Here is a 16,214-nt window from a genome sequence, read left to right on the forward strand (position 1 = left end):
ATAAGCCCTGAAAACCAGTCTTAACAGAAATTTCAGGAATATCCTGAACAGAATTGTCGGGTGGCGGCTTCGCCTTACCCGACCTACAAATTCGTGCCGGTGCGAAGCCGCCACCTGACGCCTTTACACTATTATCCCAACAGCCCTTTCAGCTCCGGCAGGCAGGAGCCGCAGTTCGTACCGCAACGCAGCTTCACGCCCAGCGCTGCGGCAGAATTACAGCCTCCGGCTATCGCCTTACGTATCGTATTTTCACCCACGCTAAAGCAGCTACAGATAATTCGCCCGGGATCGGCATCTTCGCCCGGCCGTTGTCCGTGCAGCAGCGCGTGGCGTTCAGCAAGTTGTACGGGCGCAGCAGCAAAGGCTTGTTCAATAAACGCATGCGCCAGCGCCGGCAGCGTATGGCCCTCCCAGTAGCCCAGCATCAGCTCGCCGTGATGCCAGGCGAGCACGCTGCTGCGTTCTCCCGTCTGTGCCACCTGTAACTGCCAGCCCCGACCGCTGGCGTACGCCATGACCCACGACAGCAACGGCTGCTCCCCCGCCACCGTCAGACGTGAGGCTTTACGCCACCAGCAGACCGACAGCGGCAGCGCTGGCAACTCGCGGGCATACAGCTCCCCCTGCCAGGCGGGTAGCCAGGGCAGGATCCTCACCGCGGTTTGTTTACTCTCCGGCTGGCCGGACCAGGCATCAATCCGCCCTTCCACCAGCGCGTTGACCTTCCCCTGCCGGGCAAACTGCGCGTTCCAGTGCATCGGCGCAAACAGCTCGCCCGCACGCTGTGCGGTAGAGATACGTACTCTGGCAACCATGACCCCGCGCGGGGAACTTATCCGCGCCAGCTGGCCGTCAGTCAGCCCCGCGCGCGCCGCATCGGTTGCGTTCATCTCAATAAAAGGCTCATCGATATGCTGCATCAGGCGCGGAACATACCCCGTGCGCGTCATGGTGTGCCACTGATCGCGGATCCGCCCGGTATTCAGTATCAAGGGGTACAATTCGTCGACGCCTGCCCCATGCGAGGAAGGATCAACCGGTACAAGATTTCTTTGCGGGAAATCACCGGCATGCCACTGATAAGGCGCCAGCTCGTCCCACGCCTCTCGCGACAGCGACGCCAGTTCGCGCAGGTTTAGCGCCCGTTCGCCGTTATTTTCAAACGCCGTCAGCGCCGCATGTTCACAAAATATCTCATGAGGGTGTTCCCAGGCGAAGGCATCGCCATAACCGAGCTGCTCTGCGATCCGGGCGATGATCCACCAGTCCGGTCTGGCCTCGCCCGGCGCAGGCAGAAACGCGCGCTGGCGCGAAATACGCCGCTCGGAATTGGTCACCGTTCCGTCTTTTTCGCCCCAGCCCAGGGCGGGAAAACGGATATGAGCAAACCGGCTGGTGTCCGTCTCCTGCATCACCTCAGATACTATTACCAGCGGGCAGGCTGCCAGGGCCTGGCACACCGCGTGGCTGTCGGGAAGTGACACGGCAGGATTGGTGCCCATGATCCACACCACCTTCACTTCGCCGCGGGCAATCGCGTCAAACAGCTCTACCGCCATCAGCCCCGGCGTTTGTGCCAGCCGCTCGGTTCCCCAGAAACGCGCCACACGCGAAAGATCGTCCGGCTCGAAGTTCATGTGCGCCGCCAGCTGGTTCGCCAGCCCACCCACTTCCCGCCCGCCCATGGCGTTTGGCTGTCCGGTCAGCGAAAACGGGCCGCAGCCCGAACGGTTGAACTTCCCGCTGGCAAGATGCACGTTAATGATGGCGTTACACTTGTCGCTGCCGCTGGAGGACTGGTTGATCCCCATGGTGTAGAGCGTGATCGCGCGTGGCGCAGTGACAAACCAGTCGTAGAAGGTGCCAATCTCGTCTGAAGGCAGATCGCAAAACGCGGCCACGTGAGGAATCGGCCACTCGCCGCTACCCTGAATCAGATTGAGCAATCCCACAAACAGCCCGGCGTCGCTGCCGGGCTTAAGCGCCAGATGCAGGTCAGCGACATCGCAGGTGGCGGTTTTGCGCGGATCGATCACGATCACTTTCATCTGCGGGTTGCTGCGTTTTGCCTGCACCAGCCGCTGATACAGCACCGGATGCGTCCAGGCCGCGTTTGAGCCAACGAGTACCACCAGATCGCTGTTTTCCACGTCCTCGTAGCTGCACGGCACAATGTCTTCACCGAAGGCGCGTTTGTAGCCCACCACCGCCGACGACATGCACAGCCGCGAGTTGGTATCAATGTTCGCCGCCCCGATAAAGCCTTTCATCAGCTTGTTGGCCGCATAGTAATCCTCGGTCAACAGCTGGCCGGAGGCATAAAACGCCACCGCCTGCGGCCCCCATTCGGTGATGATCTTCCGTAGCCGCTCGCCCGCTTCACCCAGCGCCTGCGGCCATGCCACCTCCATGCCGTCAACAACCGGGCGCAGCAGACGTCCCTGCAACCCCGTCGTTTCCCCGAGGGCAGATCCTTTTACGCACAGGCGACCAAAGTTCGCCGGATGAGTTTCATCCCCACGAATGCTTACCGCGCCATCTTCCACACTGGCGACCACGCCGCAGCCCACCCCGCAGTAAGGGCACGTTGTACGGGTTTCCGTCATGAGGCCTCCGCACGCATCACCAGCTCTTGGCTTCCAACCCAAACCTTGCCGTTTTCAATTTTTACCGGCCAGGCGCGCACCACGGGTTCGCCGTTCTCCACCTGACATCCATCGCGCAGACGTATGCGCTGCTTGTAAAGCGGGGAAATCACCACCGGCTCGCCCGCTGCATCGCCAAGGATGCCGCGCGAAAGCACGTTCGCGCTGCTGCCCGGCTCCAGGTCGTCCAGGGCATAAACGGACGTTCCAAAGCGGAACAGCGCAATCGGTTTTCGGCCAAGCCGCGCGCCGATGCCCGCCTGCTCGGGGATATCATTGATGCCGCAAATTTCCTGCCAGCGCTTGCTCTCCGCCGCGGCAGGGACATTCACCGCGGTGCGGAACAGCGCCAGGCGATCAGGATCGTTGAGGGTGGTTTGCCATTCGCACTGATAGGTCTCCACCACCCGGGCCATCTCCTGCTCCAGCTCGTGGGCGATCCCAAGGCTGTCGTTCAGGATCACCTCGCGCAGATAGTCGAGGCCGCCTTCCAGGTTATCCATCCAGGTACTGGTGCGTTGCAGACGATCTGCCGTGCGAATGTAGAACATCAGGAAACGGTCAACGGTGCGGATCAGCGTTTCGTCGTCCAGATCGCTGGCAAAGAGATCCGCGTGGCGCGGCTTCATCCCGCCGTTGCCGCACAGATAAAGGTTCCAGCCCTTGTCCGTGGCAATCACCCCCACGTCTTTGCTCTGCGCCTCTGCGCACTCACGGGTACAGCCGGAGACCGCCATTTTGATTTTGTGCGGCGCACGTAACCCCTTGTAGCGATGCTCCAGTTTGACCGCAAGGCCGGTGGAGTCCTGCACGCCATAGCGACACCAGGTCGACCCGACGCAGGATTTCACCGTGCGCAGGGATTTCCCGTACGCATGACCGGTCTCAAATCCGGCCTCCACCAGCGCCTGCCAGATTTCCGGCAACTGTTCGAGCGTGGCGCCAAACAGGTCAATACGCTGTCCGCCGGTGATTTTGCTGTAAAGGCTATAGCGTTTCGCAATCTGGCCTATGGCGATCAGCCCGTCGGCCGTCACTTCCCCGGCAGGCATGCGCGGCACGATGGAATACGTTCCGTCCTTCTGAATATTGGCAAAGTAGCGGTCGTTGGTGTCCTGCAGCGGCAGATGCGCCGGTTTCAGCAGGTATTCGTTCCAGCAGGAGGCCAGCACTGATCCCACCAGCGGTTTACAGATCTCACAGCCGTGCCCTTGTCCGTAACGGCTGATAAGCTGGTCGAAGGTCCGGATATGGTTGACGCGCACCAGGTGGTATATCTCCTGACGCGAGTACGGGAAGTGCTCACAGATATCTTTTTTCACCTCCACGCCCTGCTCCGCAAGCTGGAACTCCATCACCTGCTTCACCAGCGCGCTACAACCTCCGCAGCCGGTCGCCGCTTTGGTGCACTGCTTAATGGCGCCGATATCCGTTGCGCCCGCGCTTACCGCCAGGCAGATATCCCCTTTGCTGACGTTATGACACGAACAGATCTGCGCGCTTTCCGGCAGCGCCGCCACGCCCAGCGCTTTTGGCGTGCAGCCTGACGACGCGGGTAAGATCAGCGTTTCCGGCTCTTTTGGCAGACTGATGCCGTTAAGCATCATCTGCACCAGCGTGGCGTATTCGCTGGCATCGCCCACCAGCACGCCACCCAGCAGGGTTTTGCTGTCGTGACTGACCACAATTTTTTTGTAGATTTGCTGCGGCCCGTGCGTCCACTGGTAGCTCAGCGCCCCCGGCGTGCGCCCGTGGGCATCGCCAAACGACGCCACATCCACACCCAGCAACTTGAGTTTGGTACTCATATCCGCGCCGGTGAAGCGCTTCTCCTCACCCGCCAGCACAGCGGCGGCCACGCGCGCCATCTGGTAGCCCGGGGCCACCAGGCCAAAGATTTTCCCCTCCCACAGCGCGCATTCCCCGATGGCAAGCACGTCCGGATCGGAGGTCCGGCAGCCGTCGTCAATACAGATCCCGCCGCGCTCGCCAATAGCCAGCCCGCTGTTGCGCGCCAGCGCGTCCTGCGGACGAATACCGGCAGAGAAGACGACCATGTCCGTTTCCAGCTGTTCACCCTCGGCAAAACGCAGCACCAGCCCGTCGTCTGCGGTGGCAATCTCCGTCGTCGATTTACTGGTGTGTACCCCTACGCCCAGCGCCTCAATTTTCCTGCGCAGCATTGCCGCACCGTCGCTGTCGAGCTGCACCGCCATCAGGTTCGGCGCAAACTCCACCACGTGGGTTTCCAGCCCTAGCTGCTTAAGCGCATTCGCCGCCTCCAGCCCCAGCAGGCCGCCGCCAATTACCACGCCGCGGCGAGAGCCTGCCGCATGGGCCGCAATGTTGTCCAGATCGTCGAGGGTGCGGTAGACAAAACAACCCGGCAGATCGCTGCCCGGAACGGGCGGTACGAACGGGTACGAGCCGGTCGCCAGCACCAGCTTATCCCAGTGGGTTTCATGGCCGCTGGCGGTACGCACAACGTGTGCATCACGATCGATAGCGACAATCTGCTGCGAGAGGCGCAGCTCTATACCGTTATCGGCAAAGAACTCCCCCGCCACCAGCGAAAGCGAGTCCGCGCTGCGTCCGCCAAAATATTCCGACAGATGCACGCGGTCATAGGCCGCATAGCGCTCTTCGCCAAAAACAATAATCTGATACTGCTGATGCAAATTGCGGTTAACGCAGTCTTCGAGGAAATGATGGCCGACCATACCGTGCCCAACCACCACCAGAGTAGGTTTTGTCATAGCGTTCTGTCCTGCAACCTGCGGTTGCGTTGTGAAACGATCGAACAGCCAGTCCGCGTGGGCGGGCGCAGCCGTTGCCAGTAAATCGGTAAAGGTTGCCGCACTGCGGCAGTCACCCAGCAGCAGCACGCCAGCCAGCGCCCCCTGATGGATCAGTAAACGTCGATAGTGACGGGTCAGCGGATCCCATGAACTCCATACCACATCGTCCGCCTGCGCCGTCGCGCGTCCAAGGCTGAACAGCTCCACGCCGGTCACCTTAAGACGCACGCCGTTGTCGGTCCGGGTAAACGGCGCGGTGATCTCCCCGGCCAGCCGCGCGGCGAGAATATCCGCCTGCGCCAGACAGGGGGCGACCAGGCCAAATGTCTGGCCGTCAATTTCACAGCACTCGCCGATGGCGTAGATATCCGGCACGGAGGTTTGCATCTGGTGATCCACCACGATGCCGCGCGCGCAGTGAATGCCGCTGGCTTTTGCCAGCGCAACGTTGGGTTGTACACCCGTGGCCAGCACCACGCGCGCGGCGGTGACGCTGTGCCCGTTGAGTAGCGTCACGCTCTTGCCGTTAATCGCCGCGATGCCAGAGGCGAATTCACAGCTAACACCCCGCGCCGCCAGCGCCTCTTCAAGCAGCAGTCCCGCCTGCTGATCCAGCTGCTGTTCCATCAGCCAGGGACCACGATGGATAAGCGTGACGTTGTCACCGTTGCGCGCCAGCGCTGCCGCTGCTTCCACGCCAAGTACGCCACCGCCCAGCACTACCGCCGGACCGGAGAGGTTCTGGATGGCGCGGGTCTCTGCCAGGGTGCGAAAGGTGAACACATGCGGCGCATCGCCGCCGGGGATCGGCGGCACTACAGGGGTAGACCCGGTGGCAAACACCAGCGCATCCCAGCCCAGCGTGCGAGCAGAGGTACGCACTTTATGCGCGTTAACGTCTACTGCGAGCACCGTTTCTCCTCGCAGCACCGTCACGCCTCGTGCCGTGTACCAGTCTTCATCGTGCAGACAGATGTGCTCCGCCTGCTTTTCACCACTCAGCACCGGCGAAAGCTGGATGCGGTTGTACGCCTGCTCCGGCTCGTCACCAATGACGGTGATAGCAAAACGACCGGGCACACGCCCGGTGAGCGATGCAATCAGCCGGGTTGCCGCCATACCATTACCGATAATGACCAGTCGCATCGTGCCCCCTCATTACGCCGCTTTCGGCTGTTTTTCGTAGAGGAAATGGAGGATCTGCTGGCGCATATGGTGATAGCGGCTATCGTCCGCCAGCTGCACCCGGTTGCGCGGGCGCGGCAGATCGACGCGCAGGATCTCACCCACGGTGGCCGCCGGGCCGTTGGTCATCATCAGTACGCGGTCAGAGAGCAGTACCGCCTCGTCCACATCGTGGGTGATGAGCACGATGGTGGTGTTCAGCGCCTGCTGGATCTGCATCACCGAGTCCTGAAGATGGGCACGCGTCAGCGCATCGAGCGCGCCAAACGGCTCATCCATAAGCAGCACTTTCGGCTTCATTGCCAGCGCCCGGGCAATACCGACGCGCTGCTTCATACCGCCGGAGATCTCCCCGGGGCGCTTATGCAGCGCGTGGCCCATCTGCACCCGGTCGAGATTGTGCTCAATCCACTCTTTGCGCTCGGCCTTACTCATGGTGCGACGGAAGACCTGATCCACCGCCAGCGCCACGTTGTCGAAGCAGGTTAACCACGGCAGCAGCGAATGGTTCTGGAACACTACCGCACGCTCAGGCCCCGGCCCGGCGATTTCGCGGTTGTCGCAAATCAGCCCGCCTTCCGTCGGCAGCGTGATCCCGGCGATAAGGTTTAACAGGGTCGACTTGCCGCAGCCGGAGTGACCAATCAGACTGACGGTTTCGCCCTCGTGGATATCAAAAGAGACGTTTTGCAGTGCCAGAAACTCGCCGCTGGCGGTGGAAAAACGCTGGCTCACGGCCTGGACCTGAATTAAAGGTTTCATCTTCACTCCTTATTTTTCCTGCCAGCTAAAGCGACGGGCGATCAGCATCAGCCCCTGCTCCAGCAGCAACCCGACCACGCCAATGATGACGATGGCGATGAGAATGTTTTCGACGTTGAGGTTGTTCCATTCATTCCAGATCCAGAAGCCAATGCCTAAACCTCCGGTGAGCATCTCGGCGGCGACAATCACCAGCCAGGCAATGCCAATGGAGAGACGTACCCCGGTCAACACCGCAGGCAGCACGGCGGGGAAAAGAATGCGGCGCATGATGGTCCACTCTGAGAGTTGCAGCACCCGGGCCACGTTGAGGTAGTCCTGCGGAATACGGCGCACCCCTTCGGCGGTGTTAATGACCATCGGCCAGATAGAGCAGATGAAAATGGTCCAGCTCGACGCGGGCTCCGCTTTCTGGAACAGCAGCAGGCCGATAGGCAGCCAGGCCAGCGGGCTGACCGGACGCAGGAGCGCGATCAGCGGGTTGAACATGCGGGAGAAAAAGGTGAAGCGCCCAATCAAAAAGCCCAGCGGAATGCCCGCCAGCGCCGCCAGACCGAAGCCGATGGCGACGCGCTGCAACGACGCCAGCACGTTCCAGCCAATGCCCATATCGTTTGGCCCGTCGCGATAAAACGGATCGGCAAACAGGGTCATGGCCGAATCGAGCGTGCTGAGCGGCGTCGGGAAACCTTTACTGTTTATCGCCGCCAGCTGCCAGAGCACCACCAGCAGACCGAGACCGAGCAGCGCCGGGATGACGCGCTGTAAAAACTCATTCATCCGACGCGTAAACGCTGGCGCACGACGGCGAACCTGTAGCGGAGGCAGGACAATCACTTCCCCGCTCTCTGACTTCTCTTGTGGTTGCGTATTTTGCAGATGCTGCATACTCAGGCCCCTTTACGGTGAATGGCGAAGTGGTTGGCGTACCCTTCCGGATCGGTGCCGTTCCAGACGGTGCCGTCCATCAGGGTACTGCTGCGATACGGTGATGACGGTGTGGACATGCCGCCCACGGCGGTCGCGGCATCCTGCCAGACCGCGGTCTGGTTAATGCGCTGTGCGATGCCCGCATAATCCGGCGCGGCGTTGAGCAAGCCCCAGCGACGGAACTGGGTTAAGAACCACATGCCGTCGGAGAGATACGGGTAGCTCACGGCACCCTCATTGAAGAAACGGATCGGGTGCGCATCCTGCCAGCGCTGACCGAGCCCGTTGTCGTATTCGCCGAGCATGCGTCCGGTGAGGTACTGTTCCTTGCAGTTGAGCCATGCGCGGCGCGAGAGGATCTGCGCGGTTTCACGTTTGTTTTCCGCTGACGCCTCGATCCAGCGCGCGGCTTCCATCACGGCGCTCACCAGCGCCCGTGCGGTGTGCGGATTTTTCACCACCCAGTCGCGTCGGGTGCCGAGGATCTTTTCCGGGTGATCGGCCCAGATGGACTGTGACGTGGCGGCGGTAAACCCGATGCGGTCGTTAATCGCCCGCGCGTTCCACGGCTCGCCGACGCAGAACCCGACCATGTTGCCGATGCGCATGTTCATCACCATCTGTGGCGGCGGGACCACCACAGTGCGCACGTCGTCAAACGGGTTAATGCCCGCACTGGCCAGCCAGTAGTAGAGCCACATAGCGTGTGTCCCCGTCGGGAAGGTATGCGCGAAGGTGTAGGTTCCCGGTGCCTGCTGTGTAATCAGCTTTTTCAGCCCGTCGAGATCGCGAACGCCCTTCTCCGCCAGATCGCTGGAGAGCGTAATGGCCTGACCGTTCTGGTTGAGAGTCATCAGGTTCGCCATCTGCTGCGGCTTGCCCGCGATACCCAGCTCCAGTCCGTACAGCAGGCCGTAAAGAATGTGTGCGGCGTCCAGCTCCCCCGCCACCAGCTTGTCGCGCACCGCCGCCCAGCTCGCCTCTTTGGTAGGTACAATGGTAATGCCGTGTTTTTTATCGAACCCTTTCAGGGCCGCGATAACCACTGGCGCGCAATCGGTCAGGGGGATAAACCCGATACGCACGGTATCCTGCTCCGGCTTATCTGACCCCGCCGCCCATGCGGCCTGCATGACACCCGGCAACAGCATCGCACCACTCGCCAGCATGCTGGCCTGCAATAACCGCCGTCTCGACAAATCCGCCATAATTGCTCCTGAAAAAAGGCAAAAAAAAGCGCCCGACGGTGCTGAAGCACCGCTGGACGCCTTTATCCCGAAGACGTATGCACCGCCGTTGGCGCATCGTCAAAAATAGTTAATCTGTTAATGCAAAGGTGATGCCAGCTTTTTAACCCCGGCTTTACGGGGTTTCTGCAAGGAGAGCGCTCTTTTACGCACCTCAATCAGGCATTAAATGCCCACTGACTGTGCAACTACTCCCCAGGGGGTACCTTCCACAGATTTTTCACCGTAAGGAGCGCACGGGCGATATCCACCATGCGTTGGTTTTTATCCATCGCCATTTTGCGCAGGGCTGTCCACGCCTGCTCCTCGCTCATGTTCTGATGCGTCATTAGCACGCTTTTGGCTTTGTCGATGGTCTTGCGCTCCTCCAGCGTGTCGCGCAGGGAAGCAAGCTGACGGGAGAGTTGCTCAATTTCACGCGCCTGCTGGCGCACCAGCGGCAGCAGTAGTCTATCCGGAAATCGCGCCAGGATATCGTCGTACTCATCGTCTACGTGCAGGTTTTCGCTATAGCGACGCTCCTCAACTGCCGTCATCAGATCGGCAATGGCCACCTCCTCCAGCGTGCGCAGATGCTCAAGGCGCGTGGTTTGCAGGGCAAACCATTTGAGAGCGGTATCGCCATTATCTGCCGGAGGCTGGCGGGTGCACGCTTCACGCCTGAGTTTTTCAGTCTCCAGACCCGGCTGACAGTTGAGGGTAAACGTCTCCTGCACGTCTGGAGTGCAATGGGAGATAAAAACCTCAAAGCAGGCCTGCTGGCCATCAATGCGATCCACCAGCCGCTGGCGAGTTTCATCGTCAAAGAATCCCTGGGTGAAACCAATAGCCCCTAACGCCCGCTCTTGTCCCACAAGTTCTTTGCCCTGCATCAGGCTGTAAAGGGCCACAAATCGGCCCGCGATGTGCGGATCGTCAATGCTGTCGCTGAGTTGAGGTACGATATTGAGCAGATGACGCAGTATGCGGCTGTAGTGTTCCATCGCCTGCGGCGCGGTGACGCGTTGACCTGTAACGCCATCACGCAGCACCGTCAGCGTTTCAAGGCCGTGCAGTGCGCTGGCGATACGTTCGCAGAGGGCGCTGCCCGGCAGCGGTTCGCTAAACAGGAGGTGCAATGCAGCAAGGTTTTCATCCACCAAAGCCCTGCTGGCTTTGCATTCAGGCCCGTACAATTTACCCTGCGAGCAGAGCCAGACATTTGACGCACCGCGTTCGCACTGTAGCATATGCACCAGTCGACTGATGCCGTTCACCAGTGCGCCCAGCTGCGCTAATCTGCCGAGCTGTTCCTCCCGCAGCATTCTTGCACGCTGGAACCATTCGGTCGCGCCAGGCGAACTGCCAGCCACTATCGTCATCGTTTCTCTCTCCGATACATATTCTTCGGTATGAGAAGCAATATTCGTGCCTTTTCAAAGAACAGGAGTCAACATGCAGAAGATTGTGATCGTCGCCAACGGTGCGGCCTACGGCAGTGAATCCCTTTTTAACAGTCTGCGCCTGGCAATCGCGCTGCGCGATAAGGAGAGTGAGCTGGAGCTGCGCCTCTTTTTGATGTCCGATGCCGTCACGGCCGCGCTGAAGGGGCAGAACCCCGCTGAGGGCTACAACATACAACACATGCTGGAGATCCTGACCGCGCAAAACGTTCCGGTCAAGCTGTGCAAAACCTGTACCGACGGTCGCGGCATTACCGGGCTGCCCCTGATTGATGGCGTGGAAATTGGCACGCTGGTTGAACTGGCTGAATGGACTCTTACCGCTGATAAAGTATTAACTTTTTAATAATAAATCGCTAAAAATATTATTTTCTTATGGACGCGGTTTCAGCATCAAGTTTACCTGCGCCATTGCCGATAGGCATGGAAACAACACAGCAGGTATTACACTTATGTTCAGATCCATTCGCGCCCGCATTATTGCGGCGACGACAGGCTGTATGGTCGTCGCCCTTCTTCTTAATACCATTATCAACTTTCAGGTCACGCGCCAGGATAATCAGCAGTCGCAGCGCGATATACTGACCAGCGCCAGCGCCAGCCACAATATGGCGATTGCCGACTGGGTCAAAAGCAAAATGACGGTGATTGCCTCCGCGCAGAGCATCGCGCTGGCTGACGATCCGGTTCCGGTGTTTAAGCAATTAGCCCAGGCGGGCGGCTTCACCAACGTCTACGCAGGCTACGCCAGCAAGACGGCGAAATTCTCCGATCCTGCGGGGGTCCCGGCGGATTATGACCCAACCATTCGTCCCTGGTATCAGCAGGTGGTGAGCACGGATGGCCCGGTTGTGACGGCGCCCTACGTTGATGCCGGGACCGGGAAGCTGGTGGTGACGTTTGCCGTACCGGTGAAGGAGAATGGTACTCTGAAAGCGGTGGTAGCGGGCGATGTCGCCATGGATAGCGTGGTGGCGAACGTGCGCGGGATCCACCCAACGCCTGCCAGCAGCGGGTTGCTCCTGAACAGCGACGGCACGGTTATTGCCGCCAACGAGCCGACCCTGACGCTGAAGCCGTTTACCGGGACGATCAAAGGCATCGACCTTGCGGCGCTGAAGAGCGGTAATCCGGTCGACGGGACGCTGAATGATGAGGAAAAAACCTTTATCGCCTCAGCCGTGCCGGGCACGAACTGGCTGCTGGTCGTCGCCCTCGACAGCAGCGACGCTAACTCCGGCATGCGTTCCTTGCTGAAAGCGTCGGCAATCTCGCTGGTGATTCTGGCGCTTCTGAGCGGCGCCATTGTCCACCTCCTGATAGCCCGCCTGCTTAAGCGCCTGTCCGACATTCGCTACGCGATGCACAGCATTGCCAACGGCACCAACGATCTGTCCCAGCGTCTGCCGGATAGCGGCGATGACGAAGTGGCGCAAATTGCGCAGGCGTTTAACGCCTTCAGCAATAAGCTCTCGGTGGTGATGGTCCAGCTTCGCGACGCCAGCGCCTCAGTGAAAAACGCCGCGCAGGAGATTGCGGCAGGCAACCAGGATCTCTCCGGACGTACCGAGCAGGCCGCGTCCAGCCTGCGTGAGACCGCCAGCGCCGTGGAAGAGATAACCGCCTCCGTCACCCAGTCGAATGAATCGGCCGAAGAGGCCAACGACCAGGCCAGTAAGGCCTCTGCGGCCGCAGCGCGCGGCGGCGAAGTTGTCTCGCAGGCAATCAGCACCATGCAGTCCATCGAAGTGGCTTCTGCAAAGATTGGCGATATCACCAGCGTGATTGACGGCATCGCCTTCCAGACCAACATTCTGGCGCTTAACGCCTCCGTCGAAGCGGCTCGTGCCGGTGAGCAGGGCCGTGGGTTCGCGGTCGTTGCGGGGGAAGTGCGTAATCTGGCCAGCCGCAGCGCTCAGGCGGCGAAAGAGATCAAATCCCTTATTGACTCCACTACCGAAAGCGTTGCAACCGGCTCCCGGTTTGTGCACCTTGCGGGCGACAGCATGGATGAGATCCGCGCCAGCGTCGGGAGCGTGTCTGGCATTATGCGTGAAATATCTATTGCCACCCGCGAGCAGATGAAAGGCATCCATGAAATTAACCACGCGGTGACTCACCTGGATCGCATGGTGCAGCAGAACGCTGAACTCGTTGTACAGTCTGCTGCTGCGGCCAGCGCGCTGCAAAGCCAGGCGGGCGACCTTGCTGAGACCGCTGGCCATTTCCGCATATAATTTTTCCCGGACGCGCGTTAAGCAGGGAAAACGCGCGTCGGCTGAAAGGTTTCAGAAATTTTGTCATTTTTGTTTAATCGTTGCGCCATTTTTTGATCGAAATCAGCATCACCCACCTTCCCCTTTGGTGTTATGCAATGAGTAAATTGTGAACAACATCACGCTCGGGATGGGCAAAAACGACGGGGTATAAAAAATGGCACGAGTTAAAACGAGTCTGAAACTGTTTGGCGGGGATACGGTAGTGGTGCGTTGCTCAGAACGTTGCCGCATCCATCTGATGAGTACAAAAGGGCAAAAGCAATCGCAGGCAGATATCCTTACCGTCCAGGATGATAAGGCCTGGCTGACGGTGCCTTACACCGGCACCTGGGATGTGCTGATCGACAGCCACAGCCAGTCGCTCGAACATTCCGTAAGTTACGTGGCAGCATAACCATAAACGCCCGGCCAGCCGGGCGTATTATCAGGCAAAACCCGGGCGCAGCGTATTGCTGAGCGGGTTCCCTTCCAGCAGCGCTTTAACCTTCACCACCAGCTCACTCAGACAGTCGTCCTGCATACCGAGACGCGTCAGCTCCTGATCGAGCGAGAAAAGGTACTGGGCGTTAGTGCCCAGCGGTCCACTGGCGGCGGCAATCAGCGGGGCAATCACCTGGGTTCGGGTGTCGGCTTCATACAGCGGGTGGCGCGGATCCATAATGAACACCAGCGCGTTGACGGTGCGGCCGTCGTCCAGTTCCAGCTTGCACCAGCTGGGCATATAGCAGCCGGTGATCATCTCGCGCTTCCACAGCAGCGTCAGCTCATCTTCCAGCGTGGTATCCGGCAGCCGGTATGCCACGCCCGTGGTGCGCCCGCCCTCTTTTAGTGCAAGCATACGTCCAGGCTGACAGGCGCTGCCGCGTCCGGCGGTCAGGCGCAAACAGAAGGCGCGGTGCCAGCCAGGCAGCGTTCCGGTTGCCGATTCAACAAACTCGAGCGCCGGGTTCCACATCAGAGAGCCGTAACCAAAAATCCAGACCGGGCCATCATCCGGGCGGCAGGCCAGCGTTGCCGCAAGCGACGCCGCACGTTGTTCAGCCGACCACAGAAGCGATTCCTCAATAGCACCAAATGCCGTCTTACAATCTGCCTTCATCAAGAAATCACGCGTTAACACATTCCACCTCCGCCACTGCATGCTTCCTTGCGACATCTTTAATGCGCCTTCCCGGCATTCTGTGCTGTTCATTTTAACAGCAGTTGAGCAACGATAAGCAATTCGCGGGCCAGATGCAATACAGCGGCAGTTCAACCGCCTGAAATGTCAAAATGGAGGCAGCGTATTATTCGGCAGCTATTTCTTTTTGTGCCATTTGTCATCATCCCCTTTCTCATAGTCATTTTTTACGGCGGCCCAGGCCACTTTATGCGCCGTCTCTTCACGGCTGGCATCGTCCCGGCGATCTTCTTTATCTTTGTATTGATCCCAGGCGCTGTTAAAGGCTTCTTTATAGATATCCTGAGCGTGGGCAGGCAGTACGTTTTGCACGTTATCCGGTAATTCGCTTTTCGATTTGTATGGCATCGCTAACCTCTCTTTTGGCTAAAAGATAAGTGTGGACGACGATACGCCAGGGTGCCAGCCGACAGCGAGAAATGAACTATTTAAGAGTGCAAGGCATTGTTATTAAATTATTATTTTGTGTAAATGAGGCATTATAAGCTTCAGGAAGAAAAATCCCATTAAAGGGTAAAATTAAGTAAAAAATACAGGGTATTTAACCGTTTTCTGTTAATTTAACACCCTCAAAATCTATCTATAATTACAAGCACCTGCACTGTTGGAGAAACACATGACAGCAACACACGAGGCGGTAAAGACCCGCCACAAGGAGACCTCTCTCATTTTCCCGGTTCTGGCACTGGCTGTGCTGCTCTTCTGGGGAAGCAGTCAGTCATTGCCAGTGGTTGTGGGGATCAATATTCTGGCTCTGGTGGGTATTTTAACCAGTGCATTTAGCGTGGTACGCCATGCGGATGTTTTAGCCCACCGTCTTGGAGAGCCGTATGGGTCATTAATTTTAAGCCTTTCGGTTGTGATTCTTGAGGTCAGTCTAATTTCCGCATTAATGGCCACCGGCGACGCCGCACCAACGTTAATGCGCGATACGCTCTACTCCATCATTATGATTGTTACCGGCGGCCTGGTCGGTTTTTCGCTTTTATTAGGTGGCCGCAAATTTGCCACCCAGTACATGAACCTTTTTGGCATTAAACAGTATCTGATCGCCCTGTTCCCGCTGGCGATTATCGTGCTGGTATTCCCGATGGCATTGCCGGGCGCAAACTTCACCACCGGCCAGGCGCTGCTGGTGGCGCTGATTTCCGCGGCAATGTACGGCGTGTTCCTGCTGATCCAGACCAAAACGCACCAGAGCCTGTTTGTTTACGAGCATGAAGACGACGGCGACGATGATGACCCGCATCACGGTAAGCCGTCGGCCCACAGCAGCGCGTGGCACACGGTTTGGCTGATCGTGCATCTGATTGCGGTAATTGCGGTCACCAAGATGAATGCGAACCCGCTGGAGGCGCTGTTAACTGAACTGAACGCGCCGGTCGCCTTTACCGGTTTCCTGGTAGCCCTGTTGATCCTGTCGCCAGAAGGCCTGGGAGCGCTGAAAGCGGTGCTCAATAATCAGGTGCAGCGTGCGATGAATCTGTTCTTTGGCTCCGTTCTGGCGACCATCTCCCTTACCGTTCCGGTGGTAACGCTTATTGCCTTTATGACGGGGAATGAATTGCAGTTTGCGCTGGGTGCCCCAGAGATGATTGTGATGGTAGCTTCATTGCTGCTGTGTCAGATTTCCTTCTCAACCGGTCGCACCAATGTGCTGAACGGCGCGGCGCATATGGCGCTGTTTATTGCGTATCTGATGACGATATTTGCGTAATTTTTTTGCCGGGTGCGCTGCGCTTA

The 16,214-nt window shown here is 58.9% G+C and carries 12 protein-coding genes; 4 read left to right on the forward strand and 8 right to left on the reverse strand.

Annotated features, from left to right (window positions below; translation table 11 throughout):
* Positions 1-131 precede the first annotated feature (131 nt).
* From ACOTXC_RS04915 to nasR, 6 genes are all read right to left on the reverse strand, one after another.
* The gene (locus ACOTXC_RS04915; RefSeq protein ID WP_421767451.1) at positions 132-2,609 is read right to left on the reverse strand and encodes a molybdopterin-dependent oxidoreductase; all 2,478 of its coding nucleotides are present in this window, start codon (positions 2,607-2,609) and stop codon (positions 132-134) included.
* Positions 2,606-6,592, reverse strand: coding sequence for a nitrite reductase large subunit NirB (gene nirB, locus ACOTXC_RS04920; RefSeq protein ID WP_421767452.1), 3,987 nt, complete (start codon positions 6,590-6,592; stop codon positions 2,606-2,608). The genes ACOTXC_RS04915 and nirB overlap by 4 nt, the downstream gene beginning before the upstream one ends.
* A 12-nt stretch (positions 6,593-6,604) precedes the next feature.
* Positions 6,605-7,393 (reverse strand): ABC transporter ATP-binding protein, encoded by a 789-nt coding sequence (locus tag ACOTXC_RS04925; protein ID WP_042715167.1) that lies wholly within the window; start codon positions 7,391-7,393, stop codon positions 6,605-6,607.
* Positions 7,394-7,402: 9 nt separating this feature from the next.
* Entirely contained in the window at positions 7,403-8,281 is an 879-nt protein-coding gene (gene ntrB, locus ACOTXC_RS04930; RefSeq protein WP_022648369.1) for a nitrate ABC transporter permease, read from the reverse strand.
* A 2-nt stretch (positions 8,282-8,283) separates the two neighbouring features.
* A complete protein-coding gene (locus ACOTXC_RS04935) occupies positions 8,284-9,531 on the reverse strand; it encodes a CmpA/NrtA family ABC transporter substrate-binding protein (RefSeq protein ID WP_421767453.1) in 1,248 nt (415 codons plus the stop codon).
* A 227-nt stretch (positions 9,532-9,758) separates the two neighbouring features.
* Positions 9,759-10,931 carry a nitrate regulatory protein NasR gene (gene nasR, locus ACOTXC_RS04940; protein WP_421767454.1) on the reverse strand — a complete coding sequence of 391 codons (1,173 nt, stop codon included), beginning with the start codon at positions 10,929-10,931 and terminating at the stop codon, positions 9,759-9,761.
* A 73-nt stretch (positions 10,932-11,004) separates the two neighbouring features.
* Between nasR and ACOTXC_RS04945 the strand changes: the two genes are divergently transcribed.
* From ACOTXC_RS04945 to ACOTXC_RS04955, 3 genes are all read left to right on the forward strand, one after another.
* Positions 11,005-11,358 carry a DsrE/DsrF/TusD sulfur relay family protein gene (locus ACOTXC_RS04945; protein ID WP_022648372.1) on the forward strand — a complete coding sequence of 118 codons (354 nt, stop codon included), beginning with the start codon at positions 11,005-11,007 and terminating at the stop codon, positions 11,356-11,358.
* 106 nt (positions 11,359-11,464) lie between these two features.
* The gene (locus ACOTXC_RS04950; protein WP_421767455.1) at positions 11,465-13,249 is read left to right on the forward strand and encodes a methyl-accepting chemotaxis protein; all 1,785 of its coding nucleotides are present in this window, start codon (positions 11,465-11,467) and stop codon (positions 13,247-13,249) included.
* 196 nt (positions 13,250-13,445) lie between these two features.
* A complete protein-coding gene (locus ACOTXC_RS04955; RefSeq protein WP_015570352.1) occupies positions 13,446-13,685 on the forward strand; it encodes a hypothetical protein in 240 nt (79 codons plus the stop codon).
* Positions 13,686-13,715: 30 nt separating this feature from the next.
* Here the strand turns inward: ACOTXC_RS04955 and ACOTXC_RS04960 are convergent, their stop codons facing one another.
* A complete protein-coding gene (locus tag ACOTXC_RS04960; RefSeq protein WP_017384255.1) occupies positions 13,716-14,411 on the reverse strand; it encodes a gamma-glutamylcyclotransferase in 696 nt (231 codons plus the stop codon).
* Between the two features lie 177 nt (positions 14,412-14,588).
* Positions 14,589-14,819 carry a putative cation transport regulator ChaB gene (gene chaB, locus ACOTXC_RS04965; protein WP_003856674.1) on the reverse strand — a complete coding sequence of 77 codons (231 nt, stop codon included), beginning with the start codon at positions 14,817-14,819 and terminating at the stop codon, positions 14,589-14,591.
* Positions 14,820-15,087: 268 nt separating this feature from the next.
* On the opposite strand from chaB, the gene chaA reads away from it, so the two are divergent.
* Positions 15,088-16,188, forward strand: coding sequence for a sodium-potassium/proton antiporter ChaA (gene chaA, locus ACOTXC_RS04970; RefSeq protein WP_003856672.1), 1,101 nt, complete (start codon positions 15,088-15,090; stop codon positions 16,186-16,188).
* Positions 16,189-16,214 lie beyond the last annotated feature (26 nt).

Origin of the sequence: Enterobacter cloacae complex sp. IR5428 (genome assembly GCF_049238585.1) — a bacterium.
GTDB classification, from domain to species: domain Bacteria; phylum Pseudomonadota; class Gammaproteobacteria; order Enterobacterales; family Enterobacteriaceae; genus Enterobacter; species Enterobacter intestinihominis.